Origin of the sequence: Desulfovibrio gilichinskyi (genome assembly GCF_900177375.1) — a bacterium.
Lineage (GTDB): Bacteria > Desulfobacterota > Desulfovibrionia > Desulfovibrionales > Desulfovibrionaceae > Maridesulfovibrio > Maridesulfovibrio gilichinskyi.
The window spans coordinates 287352-306988 of sequence record NZ_FWZU01000001.1 but is presented as its reverse complement, the minus strand read 5'-3'; the positions used below and the strand labels follow the sequence as shown (position 1 = coordinate 306988).

Below are 19637 nucleotides of genomic sequence, written 5' to 3'. Positions count from 1 at the left end.
CGAACTCCCGGTTTCTTTTATATTGAGAGAGACCAATTCGAAAATTCTAAGGAGGTAGACCATGTCTACTGCAAAACTCTCACCCGTCCAATTCCACGGACACACGCTTTTCATTCTCTCCCACAATGACGAACCGTACACACCTATGAAGCCCATAGTTGAAAGCATGGGCATGGATTGGAAAACACAGTACAGAAAAATCCTAACCAACCAAGATCGTTGGACCGTGGTCAAAATGACCATGGTTGCCAAAGATGGAAGAAATAGGGACACCCTTTGTCTCCCCCTCCGTATGCTCCCCGCTTTCTTTGCCACGGTTCAGCCTAATAGAATCAAAGACCTTGCCACTCGTCAAAAGATCATCCTGTTTCAAAAAGAATGCGACAACGCCCTATGGGATTACTGGAACAACGGTATTGCTATCAATCCTCGTCTGGCTCTGACTCCTGCTCAAAAGAACGAGATACAGACTCTTGTTAAATCCAAAGTTGCCGCCCTGCCGGATACGGTGAACAGTCAAAAAACTTATATGGAAATATGGGGCCGGGTTAAGAACAAGTTCAAAGTTGGAACTTACAAGGAAATTGATTCTAATAAGTTTGACGAACTAGTTACCTACGTCAAAGCCATGCAATTAAACATTGCTGAAAATCTGCCCTTGCCAATTGAACCGGACCCGACAAGTTTGTTTATCGATTTTCTTTTACAATCTCAGGACAAACTTAGTACCCCCATCAATCAAACTGCCGAAAAGCTTCGTCAGGGCATTGTCCATAAACTCAAGTTTCCTACTTCGCTTAATCCTGCGCCTAATGAGCTTGCTATTTTCAACAACCTTGTTCACTCCGTTGACCGCAGTGTACGGGATGTTGAGGATGCCTTGTTGAATGTTCAAGCTGGATTACGAGACATGGAATCCTTTGTTCGCATGATTTCAAAGAGCTAATTAAACTATAAATATTTTGGAGTTACCATGCATATCATAATTGATAATGAAACATCGGCCTTGGATGATATTCACACCCTTGCAAGTGCGATTGAGGATATTTGTATATTTATTCCAGAAGCCCCTACCCCTGAACCTCTTTGCAGGATTGTTGCTTTGCTTGCCAGAGGCATAGACGATTTTGCGGCTGGTTTAAAAGAATAATTTAAATCATCTTCCTATTTAGGGTGTAGACATTGTTAACCACTTATGTCTGCACCCTTTTTTTATTTGCCAAACTTCCATTTTTGAGATTATTATTTACTTCATAGGGGAAACATTATGAAAAAGTTGTTAATATTATTAGTGTTCATGCTGTTAGTTGGTTGTGCGACTGGCAAACAGGCTGCACCGGGTTATACTATTGTTGAAACTACAAAAGAATATACTGTTTACAAGTCAGATAAAACCGGAGAACTTCATAAGGTTGATAACTCTGTTATGAATTGTAAGTATGAAGGAACCTCCGCTAGTCAAAAAAATCAAAACGGAATTAAAGCAGCCGCTAACCTTACGGGTGAAGCTCTATTTTGGGCTATAATTGAATCAACTCCAAAACCTTAACGAAAATAATTATTCCATTGTTCCCAACTCCAAGGCTGGTTTTGATATGGTTGTTGTTGGATATTTTCAAATGTAGGCCAATTAGAAGGAGTTGAAAAATTTGTATTAGTTGGATAACTTTCTGACAGTTCATTTGGAGTTGCCCGGTTCTCAGCTCTATCAAGCATCCCGTCTAGTACATCTTGATTTACACTTTCAACTCTGCCCGTGTACGGATCATGATTAGCATATTGACCGCCACCTCCGGGAGCCTCCCCTATAAAGTCCGCATCAACTGCAGTTGAATAAACATCCATCATTCCACCAACGGCAGGGGCAGCATTGTAAATAGCCTTAGCAAGGTTCAACCCTATTGAGGGAGCTGCTAACGCTGCAAATGGTTGTGCGGTTGCTCCTGCTCTAGTGTATGGTGCATCTACTTTGGTTTTTAAATTACCAAAGTCTAAATTAGCTAAATCAAAACCAGCATCAATAACTGATGGAGCATATCCCATCCCTGGCATAATACTAAAACCTTTCGCAACGTTTACCCATCCCCCCTTATTTGTGTATACTAATCCCTTATCCTTATCATACTCCATTAAACCTTGATCAATTTGATCCTGGATTACTCCTGCATATGTTTTTACTTTGTCAGGCTTTCCACCCATCCATGAGGAAATTGTATCCATGAAACCAGACGGGGAAAAAGATTTTTCCATATCATCTGTATTATATCCAAGTCCACGGAGCGACTCAAGATCGCCTGTCACAATAGATTTATGCTGAGACATATAATCGGTAGGATCGGTTAGCCCCTTGTTTACCCGATCAGTCAATTCCCCAAGCTTTCCAGCAATTACATCGGCTTGTTTATTCTGCCGTGCCATCCTTTGTTCATGATGAAACTGCCCCAACTCCCTTGCATACTGTCCGGGATGCCTCGCCCCCCATGCGGTAGCCATAAATCCACCATTATAACTTGGAGTCCCGGCTCTAGTTGATACATCATGCCAACCGTCAACAGCCGTCCATGTTTGGGGTTTGCCGTTAGGTCCGGTTCTATCTGGTCCTTCTCTGTAAGACGGTCCTTCACCTCCTATTCCATTTGATCCTCCAACATTATTATAGCTACCTCCTTTTCTTCCATTTACAGAAGTGCTTTTACTCCCTGAACTTCTCCCGCCAAGTCCTTGCCCCTCTGATCCGACACCATGCCCCATACTCATATTTATACCTCCCGAACCATTGCATTGATTGAGTTAATCGCTACCCGGCAACCGCTGTGTGTTCTAATCTGAAACATCAACCCTTTCCCTCTGAATTTTGAGCGGCAAACGTCCTGCCCGGTGGTTGAAGAATCAAGACCGTAAGTAGCATCAACAATATCAGTATCGGCATCGTATAGCTCTTGCTGTCCTGACCCTGAAACTGTGTTGAAGGTTTGCAGCAGCACTTTATTTTCTGCGTTCCCTGCGTACACTTCAAAGTTATATTGACCGCTTGTAACGTAATCGACATTCACTTTTGAACCGGACTCTAAAAACAAATCCTTCCCGGTAGCCGATTCGTAAAGTTTAAACCGGGCAACGCCCCATAATGGCAACACGTTATCCGGTTCAACTTCATCTGTTCCGGCTGTGTGCATTTCGTACAAATAGCCGGATACACCACCAAGATAGATTTTACCGTCAAGCTCACATACACAATTCAGAGCCTTGAAGTCTGAGGATTCCCATTGCGTAAAGCCATGTCGGGGATTAAACAGGTGAAACTCTTTTAATCCATTACCAGTGAAGATAATCGCCAAGGCTCCAAGCGAAGCAACCCAAGTCAGAGACACGTTGCTTGCATTCTTGCTGAACCTGCGAAAGTCTGAACCCATCATAAAGCCTACTTCGCTATCAACAGCAACGTCACCGTAGGTGTCAGTAGGATTAAGTTTTGCAAATCCGTCTGTGTCGATATAACAAACAGAACTCCCAAGGCTTTTAATAGCATGAGGCCCAAGGGCTGCATTTTCACTGGAAAGAGCAATTGTTGACCATGCAGACGCATCACCTTCCATGTTTACGCCATAAAGCCGCTTCTCATTGCTGGAAAGCTTGGAGACAACCAGCTTATTATGAAGTGATGCAAACCCGTTAACACTTAGTCCGTCACCGTATCCGGCAGGGATTTTATAGCCACCATCAGCGGCAGACCATTTATCAAACTGCTCTGCTGCTGAAAGAAAAATATAATCAGGGGTTGTGGTTGAATTAGCGACAAGTCTGTTGCTCACTTCTTTAACTGCGGTAGGATTTGCAGGAGATTCAAGGATAGTCGTGACAGCCGTACCGTCATAACTTTTTAAGCCGTCGTCTGCGCCATCAGCAATTATCAGCTTTGAATTAAATGTGACCATTTGCGGAATAATATCCGCACTGTTTAAGGTTGCCACTTCCTCCCAAGCAATGCCGTTTAATTTCCATAACTTCCCATAAGACACGCACATTAAAAAACTGAACGGTGTTGTGCCTATCATTCCACCAAAATGATGTAACGCATCAATTCCACCTGTCAGGGGTGTAGCCGTAGCGCATTTAAAGCCGGGTCTGGTTGTGAGCTTGGATGTTCCGGGGTCATAATATACGTTATATCCACGACTGAGGGCCGCATCAGCTATATTTGCAGCCGATGCAGATTTATCAACCCCTAATGTCGGGGTGAGAGTTAAAGAAACCGCCATTTGCCACCTCATTTTACTTGAAATCAGATTTCACTATGATATTATTAGTTCAAAGCTAACGGAGAGAATATGCAGTCAATACCAATTAAGACACCTTGGAAGAACCAGAAGAGAATCTTTTTTAGAAGATTCAAAAAGGGTGAGCCGTATTATTTTCTACACGAATGGTACAATTCTAAAGATGAAGCATGCAGCGCATATGAACGGACCGAAGCCCATTGTAACGAGTGGTACGCTGTCGTTTACTTAGGAATTAATGAACTTGATGAGCATGCATTTTACTCTGTTCTGGGTTGGAGACCTTACGGCTCGAAAAAAGATACTGCAAAAAAGATTGATGAATATAATGCTCTACAAAAGCACCTTGGAACAGAAAACGTTCCACCATATCACACGCCCGAAGAGTTTGAAAAAGCGATAAAAGCTAAGTTTGCCGCCTAAATCATCCCGAAAGGGTTGTACTGTTCATCATATTGCAAATCCTCCGGCTTAAGCGGAGTGGTATAAGGGTTTTCTTCTTGAAACATGGACGGCAATGCTGGAATTTCGCCTCTCATAAAATTACCAGTTTCCCCGTACTCTCCGCTATTCCAAATCGACTTAAATTGATTAGGGTTTTTGATTGCAATCACATTTCCCACATCGGTATTTCCGTACATTCCGTCCCTAACATTTTTCACAAATAGCGCATCATATTCCGGTTTTCTTGCCTCCGCTGCTATTTGGTCAAAGAGTCCTTTTTCATATTCCTTAAATCCAGCGTCATAAACAAAAGGATTTTCAGCCCTGACATGTCCCGGAATGACTCTTGGAAACATCCTCTCAGGAACCGTCCCGTCTCTAATCATCTTCTCAAACTGTACACGAGGCATTCCATTGGCATACGAACTTGACATCATGCCATGGTCACTGAGCCATGCAGCAAAATCCAAGGCATCAGCATTACCAGTATTAGAACCTGAAAACCGAACATCAAAAGCATCAAACAGTGGCTTATTCGTTCCACTCATAAAAAAGGACTGCAAATCTCCAGTTCCAGCACCGGGAACAACTGCCCCCCTGCCCCACTTCTCAAAATTAGCGGTTCTATCTGGATGGTCCAGTGGCAACCAGTAATCAAGTGGTCCAAACTCTGCATTTTTAGCCACTTTCCCTAATTTGCCGCCAAACATTCCAAGGCTTCCCGCTGGCATCAAAGCGGAGCTTGCCGGACTAGACAACATTCCAACATCCATCAATGCCGCTGTTACTTCGTCAGGATTATAACCCTTGCCGTCATATACTCCCTGCATAGAACTGCCGAGAGTTTGTAAGCTTTCAATCGGAGACATTGCGTAACGGCCCAGTATCCCCGCCAAACTTCCCGACACACCGCCAGCGGTAAATGGTGCGCCTCCTTCTATTTCATTATAACCAGCTTTTGCACCTGTTGCGGCATCGTCGAAATATCCCATTAAATCAACCACCCTCTTGACCTAACAACATTCACTGATTGAGAACCAAGAGTGTTGAGAATATTGTTTTCTAAGTCCTGCAACAGTTCAAAGTCAGCTTGTGTGCTGTCCCGGTCAACGTTTCTTGCTCTGAGTGCTGCATACCCTTCAATTATCGAATCAAGTTGACCAGACCACGGCATATCAGCAGCATCTAATAAAAGTGATGCCAGACTGCACCCTTTGAAGAAACGAAGCCTTAAGGTTGTATCTGCGGTAGGCACTCCCTGAATTACAAGGTTTGCGCCTTCAATCATGTATTGGCTGGCCTCATTGGGTGAGGTTGAATTTTCCCACGTTTCTTCATCTACTTTTGCCAATGATGTACCCGGCAAGCCGAGATTCCACACGCCTATATCAACCATAAAATCATTAGGGAGAGGCTTAGAACTTTCACCAGCCAGAAAAACAAAGTCCTCCTTATCCTTAAGGAACTGGAGGTTGTTGCGTCTGCCTACATGCTGCGATCTGGTAACGGCTTGCTGGATGAACCTGATTAACTGAGCATCAGACCAACGGGTTGACTGTTCGTCTGATAGCTCTTGCCTGATATTATCAATTACCTCTGCAACTTTGGACATATGACCTACTTGATAATAATTTTACCGGATGCGCCTGTATCAAGGCCGTTCACAGTCATGTAGCCGGGGTTCTGCCTGAGAAATTCTTTAAGCTGTGTACCTGTTAGCGGCTCGTCCCTTTCGTTTGCGACTCTCTGCATTTCCAGATATTCAGCGAGAGGAATCTCACCGATTACCCTTTGAGTCCGTCCCTTTGAAAATCCGTTGTTGCCGTTGATCTTTTCAAAGTGGGCTTCGGTCATTAACGGAACGGCATCATAAGTTGTGATCCGGGAAACGGTGCGTGTCTTCTCGTCAATCGAAATACGATCTTTAAACATATATGTACCTCAAAGGCAGGAGCCGAAGCCCCCGCCAGTAAATGAAGGAAGGTTATGCCGCTACTTTGGTGCGGGTCAGGTTTTCAATTACGCCAACAGCCTTTTTGCTGTGACATTTAAGGGTCTTTTCAGTGATGATATGGAATTTCTCACCGTCACCAGTTTTAGCAAGAGCTTCACGCTTAAGCCCACGGCCTTTCAACGTCTGGAGTTTAAACAGTGCTTTGTCGTAGATCAAAACACGGTCATAAAGGATTCCGGCTGCATCAGTAGGCTTAATTGTGCGGGTAGGGATAACCGCAACGACTCCGAAGTCAGTTTCAATCAAACGTACAGCCATTGTGAGTTTCTTTTCAGAAGCATTGGAATTGAAGGTCAGGCGACCGCCATCAGTAAAGTTACTGATCTTCCTTTTCTGAGCCGGAGGAGCAAGAACAGTTGTCGGCTCTGCGCCCTGTTCCCACATTGACTGCAACACATCAGTCATAATTTCTTCGGTAATGTGATTTGTTTCTGCGGTATTTCCCGCAAAATTGAAGTAGTTACCAGTTGCAGGATCAACCCACCCGAACGCCCCAAGCATTTTACGTGGTGTAACGGTATCCCCTGCAACCTTTGTTGCGTTATTTAAAGCAGCAAATTCGGTATCCTTTGCAAGCTCTTTTGTCTTCTTGCCAGTCTGGTACTCAAGTTCCTTTTTACGTCCATGAAGCTTGGAAGCCTTGAGAGTGCCGGAGACAAACAGAGTCTTTTTAAGAATCTGAGTTACGTTACTGAGTCGTTCAGGAGGGGTACAAGCTTCGGCTTCGGAATCGGACCCCTCAATGTGTGCGTTTTCCCCTGCATCATCAAGGGTATCTTCAAGCCAGTCAGGGGTTGTGGTTTCACAAGTTCCTTTACCGATTGAAGAAATAAACGCTGTCTGTGTCGGTGTAAGATTGGTAATTAATTCATCGACTTCATCAACAATAGATTTGTCGTAATTTGTGGAATAGGTAAGAGTTTTAATTTCAGCCATCTGTTTTTTACGTCCTGTAAGTACGTCTCACTTCCTGTGAAACGGTTTAGTTTATTAATCGTCAACAAGATCAAATAATTGACCTGCTGACCTTAAGTCTCCCCCGGCTGCTTTTTCCCGCAAAGCCCTTGCACGTTCCTTTTTAGTCGGACCGTTTGCAGGTGCTTCACTTCCGCCACTTTCAAGAATCGGGGCAACCCTTACGACCTTCGACCCGTTCGGCCCTCCTGCCGGAACAGCCGGAGCTTGCGGGGCTGGTCCCTTAGGAGCGTTTGCCAACCTCTGCCTTGTTTCCATATAGGTAGGGAAAAACAAGTCAGGGTCATTATTCAATCTTGCTCTAAGCGCAGAACCTGCCGGAGCAACCTTGCTCATTTCAGCCATTACATTCTCTCGCAGTTCATCTGCACTGATAGCATGCATTGCCCGGCTGATCTGAGTTGTACGTTCGGTGGCCTGCCTAGCCTGAACTTGTTCATGCTGTTGTGCTTCAATCCTTGCCATAGCTTCCCGCACAGCTTCCTCTTTCAAGGCTTCAATGGGGTCTTCCGGCAAAGGCTGAACTTTCTGCTGTTCCTGCTGCCTTTGATATTCCATGACATGCTGACGAAATGCAGGGTCATTTTGCCAAGCATTGGCAAGTGGCTGAACAGATTCAAGACGCAGACGCTCGTTATTAAGTCGCTGCATCTTAAGGCTGTAGTCCTCGCCCTGCTGAGCAAGCCTTGTCATTTCGTCTGCGGTTACTTCTCTTTCAACGCCCTGCACCTTTATTTTAAAAGTGGGTGCTGGCGTGACTTCCTGATTAACTTCCGGCTGTGCATCAACGTTGGTTTCCTCAGAATTGGCTTCCGGTGCTTCCAGCTTTCCGTCTGCGTCCTGTTCAACCTTGTCAAAGAGTGAGCCGATCTCGTTTTCAGGAGTTTCAAAAACTTCTACTTCCTGCACGTCCTGTGCTTCGTCATTTGATTCAGGGGCAGTGCCTTCAATCGGGTTGCCGTTTTCATCAAATTCCATATTCTACCTTCCTTGGTATACAGGCTTACTTGTTAGCAGTGGCCTTTTTTGTTTTGTCTGCTGCTTTGGGCTTCTTGCTGAGCATTCCTACTTTTGTTTTAAGACTGTGATTGTCCTTTTTGAGCTGGTCTATCTCAGCTTTCAAAGATTCACATTCACAAGGAGTGGATGGTTCAGCTTCTGCCGCTTCCTTAAATTCGTTGTGGTTCTCTAGTTCTTCTATTCGCTTCAAAGCTGCATCAAGCTGTTGCTTATAAACCCCCCGTTCATATTCAGCTTTGCTAAGCTTGGCCTTTAAACTTGTAATCACCCTGCAATCCTCCCTTTGGGTTTTGTTTCTTCCCCTGCAAGTTTAGCCAGAGCTTCCTTGCCTCTTTGAATATCAAGATCAATTGTGGCCCGGATATCTCCCAAGAGTTGCCGCTGTGACTGCCTGTAACTAAATTCGTCCTTATCCATTGGGCCGAGGTTGAGGACTTGGCCCTGCAACTCCCGGTCTACCCTGTCCCATAGGGCCGAAAGGTACGGGCTGTCCTTGACTCGCTCCGCCTGTTCCCCCGTTTCCACCAGTTGGCGCAATGCCTCGGCCTGTGACTGCGGCAAGTTGCTGTTTTGCACTCTGTAATTCTCCCGCCAATTGCTGGCATTGCTGTTTAATCTTTTTAAGTTCGTCAAACTCATCAACGGAACACTGGAGGCCATCAACCGGAGTATCAAGCAGTTTTCCTATTGCCTCCTCAATGGCGAGAAGGTGTTCAGGTTTAGCTAGTCCCTGCGGCAAGAATACTTGCACAACTTTCTGAAAGTGCTTTTCAAGAATAGCCGCTTGGTTCTGCCTGTCCTGTGGCCCGACTCCAATATTCACCGTAATGTCAAAGTCGTCTAAAATATCAAAGTCGTTCTGCTGAATCTGATCTTTTTCAGAAGCATGAGGATTGTGCATTTCCTGTGGAGGAAAGAGGTGGTTAATCTCAACAAAATCCCTGAAAACCTCTTCCATCGTATCGGCCAGAACATCAGCGTTAAATTTCTGGCGTTGCATCCCTGCGCTTTGCAGAGCCATAACACCCGTTGCGGTCTTGCCGTAGGAATTATCATCAATGCCCTGATTAACAGAACTCACGCCCGTCTTGCGTTCCGAACCAACACGAATAGTTTCTTTTGCATCAAGCAAAATGCCGCCCGGTTGTTTAGGCCGGACTTCTTTAAACTTGTCGAAAGCTTGGGAGAGAATCACGTCACCGATCTGACGATTTGCCCATTGCTTGGCAAATTCAGGATCACTTGTGATGATATTGCCGTAAGCTGAATCAGCCGCAGCATCCACAAGGATTCTCTGTAAGTTCGTCAGCTCCATTTGATCATCACGAAGGACCAAAGGCAGGGGCTTTGCTTCAAACCTATGCGCTATCTCGTAAAGCCTTCCGACTCTAAAAGGAGGCCGCTTATAAGGATTCTCTTCAAGCTGCAGCACAACATCACCGCAGATAGTAGCGATTACAGGCTCAAGCAATCCATCTTGGTCAATGTCCATTCTTAGATAGCATTCCCACACAAATACTTCTGAGTTCGGGGAAATGGCCTGATCTTCCTTGGAGGTTGAAATTTCAATACCACCAAGCTCATCAACATCTAAATTGTCAGCTTCATAAGTTGCCCGGTACTCGTCCATCACTTCGGGCGATTCATTACTTTCTAAGTGGTCCTGTAACTTTTTATGACTACCTTTAACGTACTGCCCGGTTAATTCGCCCCGCTTAATATCGTGCAAGGTTTTCTTTTTTCTGTGAGCAACAAAAGGACTTGAATCAAGGTCTTTACAACCCGGAGTAGTATAAAATTCCCAAGGCGGTATGCACTCCATTGAAGGGCCAGCGTACTTAACCTTGCGCCTGACAGCTTTCACTTTTTCATAATGAATTTCAGTTGTAACTTTATCCCCGCCATTCATCAGCCATTCAAGCGGAGGTACAGGAACCTCTGTCTCAACTTCGTCATATTTTGAAATTTGAATGTCAACTTCGTTTACAAGCTGTTCCATTTCTTCAAGACTGAGCTTGTCATGCTTAAGCGTTTCAAGGTCAAAATCAGTCTTATGAAATACTTTGATTACACCGTAGTGATACAGCAAAGTGTCATGCAGCCACGAACGGATTTCACGTTTACCTTTGTTCTTCCTGAACATCTGGTAACGGATTGCTTTTTTAATGCGCTTGGCTCTTGCCGTATCAACCATTTTAATCTCTGCAAAATCAGGGTGTGCAAAGATCGAAGACAGACCCGGCTTTAACCACTCGACAGCATCCCAAACCGTAGAGGCTACAGCTTGTGACCAACCTTTTTGCTCGTTGCCTAGCTTGTCCATATTGTAGAGGGCCAGACACGCCTTGCGCTCAGTAGATAGGTTTTCCTGCCAGCGTTCAGACTTGGCTTGATACGGAGCTATCATTCTGATTACTTCGGTATCTTTAATTTTAATATCTTTCGCCATTAGGAAGCCACCCTTGAATGTTTATTAATCTGTGTGAAGGACTGGTTCATTGCAGTAGCACTGCCGTAAATTGAGAGGCCGAGAGCATCCGCAAGGTTAGGAGACTTGCCGCCATTCTCTACCTTTTTCATTTCACGTTTCCCCATCACTTTAATTTTGCTGGACGGGGTAAAGTCATATTTTACGTTGGAAATTTCAGCACGCAGTTTGTCAGTTAATGCAAGGTTTGAAGGGATTGAGCATTGCTTTTCCTCAAACCATTCACGGACCTGCCACCAAACTTCATCACGGAGCCGGGCAAAGCGATCATCTGCAGAAGCCTTTTCCGCTACGTTGACGGACTGAACAGTCAGTGAAGGGTACAAACGCCGTAAGGATTGAAAAGCCCCTTGCCCCCAACCTATGCCATCAACAAGAACCGTGAAACATTTGTGAATCATAAGGTGACGGTATGCCCAACCTGCAATTTCGTCATAATCATCAAGCCTTACTTCTTCGATAGCGATTACCTTGCCGCCTTTTCTGATAACCAAAGCGGTAGGGTCGCCAGTCAGGGACAGACCAACATCAAGGCCGGCAACTGCCGGAGCATTTTTATATGAAATGTCACGGTCAATAGCTGAATCAATCAGCGATAAAGGTATTAATATGTCGTCAGAACTGGCCTGAAAATCAACAAAGTATTCTTGCTTAACAAGTGAAGGGGAACGCCCGTCCGACAGCTCTTTGTCTATCTGGTCAGGGGTCAAAACGCCTGTAGCACCCACGCCCCCGCCAACGGGATTGTATTCAGGATGATAACAAGCTGCTAATCGTTCACAGAACCAATCCGGTGACTTCATAGCCATCTGGAAAATGTCCCAACCGTGATTCATTCCACGAGGGGTAAAATTGAAAGCCGCCCAACCATCATTCTCAAGTAAGATCGGTGAGATATAATCCCAAGCTCTAGGGTCTTGGAGTGAGTATTCAGAGAAGATGCAACCAACGGGGTTGGTTCCCATAACGCTATCAATATTATCTGTACCGATGATCTGAATAATCGAGCCGTTGATAAGCTTGATTTTCATTTCGGTACTGTTCGGCTTTCCGTCTAAGACCTGTTTAGGGATGTATGAAAGGAAGGTTCGACCATTGCCGTCTATACCATCCCAAATAATTTTCTTACCCTGCTGATAATAAGGTAAAAAGTAATAGTATGCGCCAACCCGTTTGAAGGCTTCGCAAATTAAAAGGTTCCATTCTGTGAGGTCTTTACCAGCCCTGCGATGCCACACTGAAACGGCCCTTTTCCCGCCATTTGCAATATAGTTCCACTTAGGTATCTGGTAATCACGAGGAATGAACCCGTAAGGTATCGTGATTTCTTGTTTTGCCAAGGCTACAATTCCTTTGTATTAGGGACATACTGTCCCGCCCGGTTAAATATGGTTTAGATGTTTGAGAAATATGGAGGAAGGTAGAGGAATCGAACCCCTACGACTCATCACCGCAGCCCGGTTTTCAAGACCAGTTGTTCACCATTGAACGCTACCTTCCTTATGGCGGTGGATAAGGGAATTGAACCCCTGCTACTTTTTGAGTAGGCTACACTTTAGCAAAGTGACGCATTCCCGCTCTGCCAATCCACCTAATAAAATGGTTCCGAGAGGAGGATTCGAACCCCCGACAAACAGCTTAGAAGGCTGTTGCTCTATCCAGCTGAGCTATCCCGGAACATGGAGCCGGAAGCAGGACTTGAACCCGCAACCCTTTGAATACAAAACAGGTGCTCTACCATTGAGCTATTCCGGCTTAAAAACTATTCTACAGCTTCGTAAGTCTGTTCAAAAATATCAAGCTTGCAGGGGTAGAGTTCGCCCTGAACACCTTTAATAATGTAGTCACCGAAGGAACACCTCATGTGACCCTTAAGGGTGGTAATAAAAAGCTCATCTGTCCCGTCTGAATTTGAGAAATCTTGACCGCCAACAAATCCAATTTCACCGAGTTCTTTGTTCCAAGCTTTATTCAACCACTCGGGCCACTCGGAATTATCTTGTCTGCGCTCTTTGGTCATTTGAAAAGCTTCAATCACTACAGGCTTCTTTCTGAACTTCATGTTGTTCCCTCTCTGCTTATCTTCTTCTCTCATCAATTCTCGAACCACTTCAAAATCTGTTGCAAAATTTAAGAATCGCCAGATCCTTTTTATTTTTCTGAAAAATATTTTCAATCGGCCCACCCATAGGTCAAATCTCTTACCCGTTCAGGCGCATGCTCAATATCTGCCCTGATCAACTGGCGTCTAAGTTTAGCGATCTGACGCTTATGCCAACGCCTCGTTTTAGAGTTCCACTTAATATAGTGAACAGACTTGCAAGCACTTTTACATAGACCCAAAGAGACCCCCCTTTTGTTTATGCGAAAAATTTAGAGAACCCTTTTTGTTGAATAAGATGTGTGTGCAACAGGTATAGATAAACTTGGACGGCATGGGACCCTTGGGCGGTGGTCGGACTTATAACCAGCCCCCCCCCTACCTCCACCGCACCCCCTCGAATAAAACCTTCCCGCTCTGCCAATTGGTGTATAAAGTGGTGAACAGATTACTCGTCACTCTCGTAAACACCTGCCACCTTTACACTTTCAATAGCAACCGCACTGGACTGAGTATCCACTGGCATAGTATTACCTGCTATTTGAGCTGGCCCGAATGCTGCGATTGTAACAGATATACCGCCTGTATTCTCGACCTCGGTCTTATCTTTCCACCCGTAATTGTTCTTTAATGTGAATATCTTACCAATGGGATTAGACTTACCAAGTACAAGCTCTTCCTCCGTCTGCATCTCAACAAGGGACTTCGCTTTTTTGATCGTGTGTCGATACTCGGCTTTGATCTCGTCTGTCTCTTCAATCTCGCCTTTCTCATATCTCAACAAACCGTTTCTGGTGGCAAAGCCTAGAGCAAGAGCTAATCCTGTAACTGTATAGGGTTTCTTTCTCTCGTTGCAGTCGTCAAAGTAGGCATCAATAGCTACCTGCATATCTTCAACGTTGCTGTACTTAAGTGGTCTTCCCATCTTTGCCCCTATTCTCTCGTTTGTGTTGGTGTTACATCAGGTAAATAGCTTTCTATTCCATTCACTGACATTCAGGTCGCCTTTCATTGGATGAAGCTTATAGTCATGCTTCTTGTGTGTGCTGTTCTTAACTTCCGCAATCAGCTTTAATAAGTCGTCTGACCAGTGTGTAAAATTAGTGCCTTTCTTCTTATATGGTTCAGGTGACAAAATGGCACTATCTCGAAATTTGTTTGGAAATGGATATAATTCATACTGAGTGCTGACGTTTGGTTTTCCTGAGTATGAAATTATACTTACTTCCTTAAGGTCTGATAAAATCCTGAAAGCGTTCCTCTTTGAAAGTCCGGCTCTCTCTGAGATTGATTCTACTGAGGGATTACACTGGCCCGTATTGCTGTTTCTGAATGAGACTAAGGCATGTAATAAAGCTTTGTGCGGAGCTTTAAGCCTAGTGTCTAAGTTGATAGCATTGATCAATTTTATATTTGTATTCACAATGCGTATTTAATGGGGCGGTGAATATAGAGAATACCCACCAGCCCCGAGAGGAGGGAGGAGAAAAAACTATTTCTCTAATGCTTGTTTAATCCATGCAACGTTTGCTTTAATTGTAGCCAGCTCTTCGAGAACATGCTCATATCGGGCTTGCTCATTTTCGACTGATTCAAGTCTTGCTGAGAGATCACTAGCCCACCAAATGACCCCGCCAAATTGAATGAAAACGCCTAAAATTATTGCAAGACCTATTTTTTTATCAATCTGCCAACAACTGGCTCTGAATGCGTCTTTTGCTGCCATGTTGCCGCCTATGGTGCTGTAAGGTCCGGCAATCCTTCGATAGCTTTTGCTTTCTTCTGGAGTGCTGAAAGACCCTGAACCTTGTACCCTGCATTTGTCAGCTTAAGTCCCTGCGCTACAGCTAAGCCGATAAATGGGGCTAAAGGAGCAATAGGAGTTCCCGCAGCAATAAGCCCTGCGAGTGATCCAACAACATCACCGATAGCAACCGCTGATTCTTCTGAGATTTCTATATCTTCGATATTAAATTCAATCATTCTTCATCCCCGTTTAATTTAGCCCAAAGGTCCATAGCCTTGTCGAGAATGTCAGCGGCAATAAGTCTCTGTTGTCGGTAAACAAGTTCAGCCTTTGCCGAGTCGTCTACCGTTGCCGTTTTCCATGATTCAGCCGCATAAGAGAGGGCTAAAACGGCAGGTTTGGCATTATTCATAGCCTTCACAAAGGAGACGGCTGTGGCATTCTGTTCTGCGGGGATTGTATGCTTAATCTCGTTGTACTTATGATAAGTAGCGTTGTACGAGTCTAAAACGAAATTTGCATATTCAACGGCCTGATCTTCTGCAGGAAGGTCTGAAATTGTTTTGAATGCACAACCTGACGCAGCAAAAGCAACAATGAAAAATAGTAAGAGAATTTTACGCATTACTTGCCGCCTTTGTTTTTGGCCTGACCGACATTACAGCCAAGAATGTTAATAAGCGTTACGAGAGGCTTAAAGAATGCATCATCTTTAGGCGTTGGGGTAATAGCGGCAATTGCAGCGCATGCGCCAATCACCAGCCCCGCTGTTTGGATAATCTGAACTACATCCATGTTTGTTCATTCTCCGAGGTTTAAGGTTAGACGGTCACAAAACCGCCTTATAAATCTTTTCATACAACACACAAAAATAATTCACAGCATCATACAATCTACACTTTACATGCAGAGGGTTTAAATAATGCCGTAGTTTATCTTTGAGGGTAGGTTTCAATAGTCATACCTTCAAGGGAGTCTGCATCTTCTGTATATAAATTCTGTTCATCAGACCAACTACGGTATGCCTCTGAATCAAAGCCGCCTTCTATTGCGTCACAAACAGATATTGTTTTGTCGTTGCTCATGTAGTGTGTATAGTGATTGCTTGTAGAATTGGTGAAGTAAAAAATATTCACAACTTCACATTACGAGAAAAGCCCCACCTTCTACATTGAGAAAGCGGGGCTTTGTTTTAGTCACTACTACTAATTATATAGTTAATCCATCGTCTTGTTAACCCGTACCTTTTAGATATCACCGTTTGTGTTAATCCATCTTTAAAGTACAGGTCACGGATCGTCTTGTTGCGTACCTGCCTTGGCTTGGGTGGAGGTTCCGGCAAAATTTGCCCTTTGTATTCCTCACAAAGTTCACGAGCTTTCGGTTCCCCAATGAGCAAGGCTAAGTCGATGAACTCTACACCGATTTTATCACTATCCGAGCCTTGTCCGACCATCCTGTCATAGCCTCCATAAACTTATTAAAGGCTTGGGTGCTGCTTAGTACTGCCCTTTTACCGTTTAGTTTTCCGGGAAATGATCCAGTAAGTGGGCATCCCTCAGTATCATCAACGGTATTGCCGATATGAATACGGACATATGAACGGAGCGGGACTCCTTTAATTGTCCAGAGCTTCCGTCCCTTGCTTGGAGAATGTTCTAACTTAAACTCATACTCACCTGCAGGAATACAAGAAACGTCTTCTTGATTGTCTTTCCACGGCTCTTCAAGAGTCCAGCATATGACCTGACCTTCAACCTTAAGGACTCCAATCGTTGCCTTGTCGGTTTGTTCCACTCGAATAAGTTCAACTAATGGCATCTAACTTCCCTCCAGTCTTTGCCGTAACATTCAATAGCGAAACCACCATTCGCCATGATCATATCACCGCCCTCGACTTCAAGCGCAAGGTCATGCTTTTGGCAGTAAGCAATATCAGGATCAACTAAGCCGTGTTTACATTTCTTGCACCTGTCGACCTGAGTTTCAGGTTTTGGCGGTGGAGTGTATCCGGCTATTGCAAAAAGATCAGGCTGTGTATTCATCAAGAACCCCCTCAAGCCTTTTCAGCTTAAAAGCTTTCCGTTTAAAAACAGCTTCCTCAAAATCATCCCGACCTGTCGGATAGAGCATAGACAATCGTTCTGTTGTAATCTCAACATCTGCCATTTCGTCAACGACTCCTGCCCATTCGTCAGTGCAAGGCCCGTCAGCACATCCAAGCTTTGCGATAGCTGCCGCCAGCTCTGCAGATTCTTCACTTGCTTTGATGATAGTCTTTACAGGTCCGAACACTTCGTTTGCTCTTTTCAGTATTTTAGACATGGCTCATGTCTCCCGCTATCCCTGCGTACCCGGCAAGATCAACAAGGTTATCTAATTTTTCTTGTTGGGATTCTCTGCCAATCTTAAGCAGGACCATCAACATTGCTACGTCTTTAGGTGTTAGCTCCCTGTCTTCTTTCAACAATCCCCTTGACCGAAGGTAAGGAGTCCAAAAAGCAGCAATAGTTTTAAACGAATCTTCGGGGTTGCCGTATTGGTCTTGACGCTCCCCGTTAATAATTACTTTTGCTTTATCAAGAATGGAGCCACGGCCTATTTTTTTATCAAGGAATTCATCCAATTTTTGTTTAAAGTCCTGCTGAGTTTCAGGGCTTTCCTGTCTGACTGACTGGGCTGCAACCCTTCTATATGAATCGCTAAACCATCTTTCTATGACTTCACCTTCACAATAATCGTGTCCCCCTTCAATTTTTTGCCAGAGTTCACCACGTTTAAGCCAGAAAGGATGTTTTGAAAGAGTTTTATAGCCGACTTTTATTTGCCATCCATTATGTGCCCAAAATGGTAATTCGGAACATTGAATCACATATCCATTTCCGCTCATTGCAAGCCAAGAATATTTACTCACATTCACCCCCTACCCAATCCTCAAAGCATCCACCGTCATGAACGTAGTCGGGATTTTCTTCGATATAGTCATAATATGCTTTAATCATGCTCTTTGGATGAGTGTTGCCGTACAATTTGAACAACACTTCAAGTTTTGATGCACTCATTTTTTACCTTTACTTTTACGCTCTCGCCTTGTTATGCGAAAGGCATTGAGTTTTTACGAATAAGGTCCAGGAACATCCTTTGCTTGGCGGCTGTGGTGTTTCTGGCCTTTCTATTTTGTTGAGACATAACCTGCCCCAATCTGCCGAGTTTCTAACAGTGCTCCAATTAATGCATAGTAATCTGTGGGGATATGCAAGAAGTCGCCAGTATCATCAATGAATACAATTTCATCGTCTTGAACTTCTATGCAGCAAGCAACGGGGCTGATATAAGCACCGCCACCACCTTTACATATTGCGTCATACTCCCAGCCATTTGCTTTTAAGAACCGTTTACACCTTTTTTTACTGAATACGATTTGCCCCCGTCCGGGTTCTATTCCTCCGGCTTCTGCCATCGATATTCCCCCTTTTTATGCAAGTTAATTCCAAGCTCTTCCTCTGCCTCCCTGATCATTTCAGGCGTGATATCCTCATCGTTCATTATCTCTCCGCATGCTTCACGGCCTTGGCTTGACACTTGCCGCAGATATCAACTTTAGCCTCGACATACTGATTCTTATGTCCATCAAATGATGTTCCCGAAGCAATTACAGAGAGAACGCCAACATTATTTTCAATTGGCGACTCGCAAAAATCGCAACATCGGACTTCTTTAGTTATGGTTATTTCTTTCATAGACATGTTTGTTATTCCTCCGCTTTAGCGGCTTTTCTTTTGACTATTTTTAAAAGCCTGTACCTGTTTCCACATTCTGAGCATTTACCGATCATGGAGCCGGAACGAGTTTGTTTCAAATTGCCACCGCATTTACATTTAAATTTAACGACAGCTTGCAACATAGCTTCATTAATTTTTATTGAATTGTTATACCTCTTACGCTTGGGGACGATTCCTAGAGCTTTAACAATTTTACCGTATTCCTTTTCAATCCACTTACCGCCCGGTTCCAAATGCAACCCGTCTCCCATCATGTCGCCCAATCTAATTAATTGGTTATGAAGGAGGTCATTATTAGCCATTGTCCTCAACCTTTTGACTTACTGCCCCGCCCTTTAGGATCATATCCAACTGGCAATATACGCCTTCTGCGCTTTCAACTTCGGAGTCGATTGCAGCATTCCTTTCGTTAAGCCCGGCCACTTCTGCTTCGTTCTTTTGCTTTTCTTGTCTGAGGATATTCATACCTTCTTCAAGTTCTTTCATCATGCTTGAAAACTTACCAAGAACCCCACGAATTTTCTGCATTCCTTTGTCTCTTCCAATCATTTTAATTCCTTTTTTTATTTGTTTATAGAACAGTTAAATTAACCCTAACAGTCTAAATCAATTATCATTTGTTTCATTTACCAGTGCTTGAAATAAGCTTTCATCCCTGCCTAATAGTTCCCTTGCAGCTCCTACCAATTCCTTTGCAAGGTCTCGTTCGCTCCTTGGAGAGAAGCGGAACTCTGCCGTCACGGTGTCGGAATTGATTGCAAGGGCGTTGTTTTTTACTTCAATGATCAA

General features: G+C 44.2%; 33 protein-coding genes and 3 tRNA genes. 4 read left to right on the top strand and 32 right to left on the bottom strand.

Features of this window, described 5'->3' with window-relative positions; translation table 11 throughout:
- Positions 1-61 precede the first annotated feature (61 nt).
- The 3 genes from B9N78_RS01455 to B9N78_RS01450 all read left to right on the top strand — a co-directional run bounded on the left by B9N78_RS01455 (position 62) and on the right by B9N78_RS01450 (position 1549).
- Complete coding sequence (locus B9N78_RS01455) at positions 62-946, top strand: phage antirepressor N-terminal domain-containing protein (protein WP_085097279.1); 885 nt, start codon at positions 62-64, stop codon at positions 944-946.
- Positions 947-973: 27 nt separating this feature from the next.
- Positions 974-1150, top strand: coding sequence for a hypothetical protein (locus B9N78_RS18090; protein WP_170921356.1), 177 nt, complete (start codon positions 974-976; stop codon positions 1148-1150).
- Positions 1151-1267: 117 nt separating this feature from the next.
- On the top strand, positions 1268-1549 hold the full coding sequence (locus B9N78_RS01450) for a hypothetical protein (RefSeq protein ID WP_085097276.1): 282 nt from the start codon (positions 1268-1270) through the stop codon (positions 1547-1549).
- On the opposite strand, the gene B9N78_RS01445 is transcribed toward B9N78_RS01450, so the two are convergent.
- Positions 1546-2757, bottom strand: coding sequence for a hypothetical protein (locus B9N78_RS01445; protein WP_085097273.1), 1212 nt, complete (start codon positions 2755-2757; stop codon positions 1546-1548). The two genes, B9N78_RS01450 and B9N78_RS01445, sit on opposite strands and share 4 nt — an antisense overlap.
- 2 nt (positions 2758-2759) lie before the next feature.
- Positions 2760-4259, bottom strand: coding sequence for a hypothetical protein (locus B9N78_RS01440; RefSeq protein WP_085097270.1), 1500 nt, complete (start codon positions 4257-4259; stop codon positions 2760-2762).
- Between the two features lie 69 nt (positions 4260-4328).
- Between B9N78_RS01440 and B9N78_RS01435 the strand changes: the two genes are divergently transcribed.
- On the top strand, positions 4329-4700 hold the full coding sequence (locus B9N78_RS01435; protein ID WP_085097267.1) for a hypothetical protein: 372 nt from the start codon (positions 4329-4331) through the stop codon (positions 4698-4700).
- Here the strand turns inward: B9N78_RS01435 and B9N78_RS01430 are convergent.
- The 30 genes from B9N78_RS01430 to B9N78_RS01295 all read right to left on the bottom strand — a co-directional run bounded on the left by B9N78_RS01430 (position 4697) and on the right by B9N78_RS01295 (position 19637).
- Complete coding sequence (locus B9N78_RS01430; RefSeq protein ID WP_085097264.1) at positions 4697-5713, bottom strand: hypothetical protein; 1017 nt, start codon at positions 5711-5713, stop codon at positions 4697-4699. The genes B9N78_RS01435 and B9N78_RS01430 overlap by 4 nt on opposite strands.
- The gene (locus B9N78_RS01425; RefSeq protein ID WP_085097261.1) at positions 5713-6333 is read right to left on the bottom strand and encodes a phage adaptor protein; all 621 of its coding nucleotides are present in this window, start codon (positions 6331-6333) and stop codon (positions 5713-5715) included. Before B9N78_RS01425 ends, B9N78_RS01430 begins: the two co-directional genes overlap by 1 nt.
- Positions 6334-6338: 5 nt before the next feature.
- On the bottom strand, positions 6339-6653 hold the full coding sequence (locus tag B9N78_RS01420; protein WP_085097258.1) for a hypothetical protein: 315 nt from the start codon (positions 6651-6653) through the stop codon (positions 6339-6341).
- 52 nt (positions 6654-6705) lie between these two features.
- Positions 6706-7671, bottom strand: a complete 966-nt coding sequence (locus B9N78_RS01415) for an SU10 major capsid protein (protein ID WP_085097255.1) — start codon at positions 7669-7671, stop codon at positions 6706-6708.
- A 54-nt stretch (positions 7672-7725) separates the two neighbouring features.
- Positions 7726-8688 (bottom strand): hypothetical protein, encoded by a 963-nt coding sequence (locus B9N78_RS01410; protein WP_085097251.1) that lies wholly within the window; start codon positions 8686-8688, stop codon positions 7726-7728.
- 25 nt (positions 8689-8713) lie between these two features.
- Positions 8714-8998, bottom strand: a complete 285-nt coding sequence (locus tag B9N78_RS01405; protein WP_085097248.1) for a hypothetical protein — start codon at positions 8996-8998, stop codon at positions 8714-8716.
- Positions 8999-9139: 141 nt separating this feature from the next.
- The gene (locus B9N78_RS01400; protein ID WP_085097245.1) at positions 9140-11179 is read right to left on the bottom strand and encodes a portal protein; all 2040 of its coding nucleotides are present in this window, start codon (positions 11177-11179) and stop codon (positions 9140-9142) included.
- Positions 11179-12558 (bottom strand): hypothetical protein, encoded by a 1380-nt coding sequence (locus B9N78_RS01395; protein WP_085097242.1) that lies wholly within the window; start codon positions 12556-12558, stop codon positions 11179-11181. Before B9N78_RS01395 ends, B9N78_RS01400 begins: the two co-directional genes overlap by 1 nt.
- Positions 12559-12721: 163 nt before the next feature.
- Positions 12722-12810: transfer RNA gene (locus tag B9N78_RS01385), tRNA-Ser, on the bottom strand.
- Between the two features lie 8 nt (positions 12811-12818).
- Positions 12819-12895 (bottom strand) — tRNA-Arg (locus B9N78_RS01380).
- Positions 12896-12898: 3 nt separating this feature from the next.
- Positions 12899-12973, bottom strand: a tRNA-Thr gene (locus tag B9N78_RS01375).
- A 7-nt stretch (positions 12974-12980) separates the two neighbouring features.
- Positions 12981-13280 carry a hypothetical protein gene (locus B9N78_RS01370; protein WP_085099219.1) on the bottom strand — a complete coding sequence of 100 codons (300 nt, stop codon included), beginning with the start codon at positions 13278-13280 and terminating at the stop codon, positions 12981-12983.
- 110 nt (positions 13281-13390) lie between these two features.
- Positions 13391-13561 (bottom strand): hypothetical protein, encoded by a 171-nt coding sequence (locus tag B9N78_RS18085; protein WP_170921355.1) that lies wholly within the window; start codon positions 13559-13561, stop codon positions 13391-13393.
- Between the two features lie 206 nt (positions 13562-13767).
- Positions 13768-14244: a terminase small subunit gene (locus B9N78_RS01365; protein WP_085097239.1), complete on the bottom strand. Its 477-nt coding sequence runs from the start codon at positions 14242-14244 to the stop codon at positions 13768-13770.
- A 36-nt stretch (positions 14245-14280) separates the two neighbouring features.
- The gene (locus tag B9N78_RS18530; protein ID WP_170921354.1) at positions 14281-14742 is read right to left on the bottom strand and encodes a helix-turn-helix domain-containing protein; all 462 of its coding nucleotides are present in this window, start codon (positions 14740-14742) and stop codon (positions 14281-14283) included.
- Positions 14743-14811: 69 nt separating this feature from the next.
- Positions 14812-15045 carry a hypothetical protein gene (locus B9N78_RS01355; RefSeq protein WP_085097233.1) on the bottom strand — a complete coding sequence of 78 codons (234 nt, stop codon included), beginning with the start codon at positions 15043-15045 and terminating at the stop codon, positions 14812-14814.
- Positions 15046-15053: 8 nt separating this feature from the next.
- Positions 15054-15302, bottom strand: coding sequence for a hypothetical protein (locus B9N78_RS01350; protein WP_085097230.1), 249 nt, complete (start codon positions 15300-15302; stop codon positions 15054-15056).
- On the bottom strand, positions 15299-15691 hold the full coding sequence (locus B9N78_RS01345) for a hypothetical protein (RefSeq protein ID WP_085097227.1): 393 nt from the start codon (positions 15689-15691) through the stop codon (positions 15299-15301). Before B9N78_RS01345 ends, B9N78_RS01350 begins: the two co-directional genes overlap by 4 nt.
- Positions 15691-15861, bottom strand: coding sequence for a hypothetical protein (locus tag B9N78_RS18080; RefSeq protein WP_170921353.1), 171 nt, complete (start codon positions 15859-15861; stop codon positions 15691-15693). The genes B9N78_RS01345 and B9N78_RS18080 overlap by 1 nt, the downstream gene beginning before the upstream one ends.
- Before the next feature lie 137 nt (positions 15862-15998).
- Entirely contained in the window at positions 15999-16202 is a 204-nt protein-coding gene (locus tag B9N78_RS17970) for a hypothetical protein (RefSeq protein ID WP_137982471.1), read from the bottom strand.
- Positions 16203-16482: 280 nt separating this feature from the next.
- Entirely contained in the window at positions 16483-16887 is a 405-nt protein-coding gene (locus B9N78_RS01335; RefSeq protein WP_085097222.1) for a DUF5675 family protein, read from the bottom strand.
- Entirely contained in the window at positions 16878-17111 is a 234-nt protein-coding gene (locus tag B9N78_RS01330) for a hypothetical protein (protein ID WP_085097219.1), read from the bottom strand. The genes B9N78_RS01335 and B9N78_RS01330 overlap by 10 nt, the downstream gene beginning before the upstream one ends.
- A complete protein-coding gene (locus B9N78_RS01325) occupies positions 17095-17391 on the bottom strand; it encodes a nucleoside triphosphate pyrophosphohydrolase family protein (protein ID WP_085097216.1) in 297 nt (98 codons plus the stop codon). The genes B9N78_RS01330 and B9N78_RS01325 overlap by 17 nt, the downstream gene beginning before the upstream one ends.
- Complete coding sequence (locus tag B9N78_RS18240; RefSeq protein ID WP_212637004.1) at positions 17384-17980, bottom strand: DUF6378 domain-containing protein; 597 nt, start codon at positions 17978-17980, stop codon at positions 17384-17386. Before B9N78_RS18240 ends, B9N78_RS01325 begins: the two co-directional genes overlap by 8 nt.
- Positions 17973-18128 (bottom strand): hypothetical protein, encoded by a 156-nt coding sequence (locus B9N78_RS18075; protein WP_170921352.1) that lies wholly within the window; start codon positions 18126-18128, stop codon positions 17973-17975. The genes B9N78_RS18240 and B9N78_RS18075 overlap by 8 nt, the downstream gene beginning before the upstream one ends.
- A gap of 110 nt (positions 18129-18238) precedes the next feature.
- The gene (locus B9N78_RS01315) at positions 18239-18526 is read right to left on the bottom strand and encodes a hypothetical protein (RefSeq protein ID WP_085097213.1); all 288 of its coding nucleotides are present in this window, start codon (positions 18524-18526) and stop codon (positions 18239-18241) included.
- An 85-nt stretch (positions 18527-18611) separates the two neighbouring features.
- The gene (locus B9N78_RS01310) at positions 18612-18812 is read right to left on the bottom strand and encodes a hypothetical protein (RefSeq protein ID WP_085097210.1); all 201 of its coding nucleotides are present in this window, start codon (positions 18810-18812) and stop codon (positions 18612-18614) included.
- 5 nt (positions 18813-18817) lie between these two features.
- Positions 18818-19150 (bottom strand): hypothetical protein, encoded by a 333-nt coding sequence (locus B9N78_RS01305; protein ID WP_085097207.1) that lies wholly within the window; start codon positions 19148-19150, stop codon positions 18818-18820.
- Positions 19143-19397 carry a hypothetical protein gene (locus tag B9N78_RS01300; RefSeq protein WP_085097204.1) on the bottom strand — a complete coding sequence of 85 codons (255 nt, stop codon included), beginning with the start codon at positions 19395-19397 and terminating at the stop codon, positions 19143-19145. The genes B9N78_RS01305 and B9N78_RS01300 overlap by 8 nt, the downstream gene beginning before the upstream one ends.
- A gap of 57 nt (positions 19398-19454) precedes the next feature.
- Complete coding sequence (locus tag B9N78_RS01295) at positions 19455-19637, bottom strand: hypothetical protein (protein WP_085097201.1); 183 nt, start codon at positions 19635-19637, stop codon at positions 19455-19457.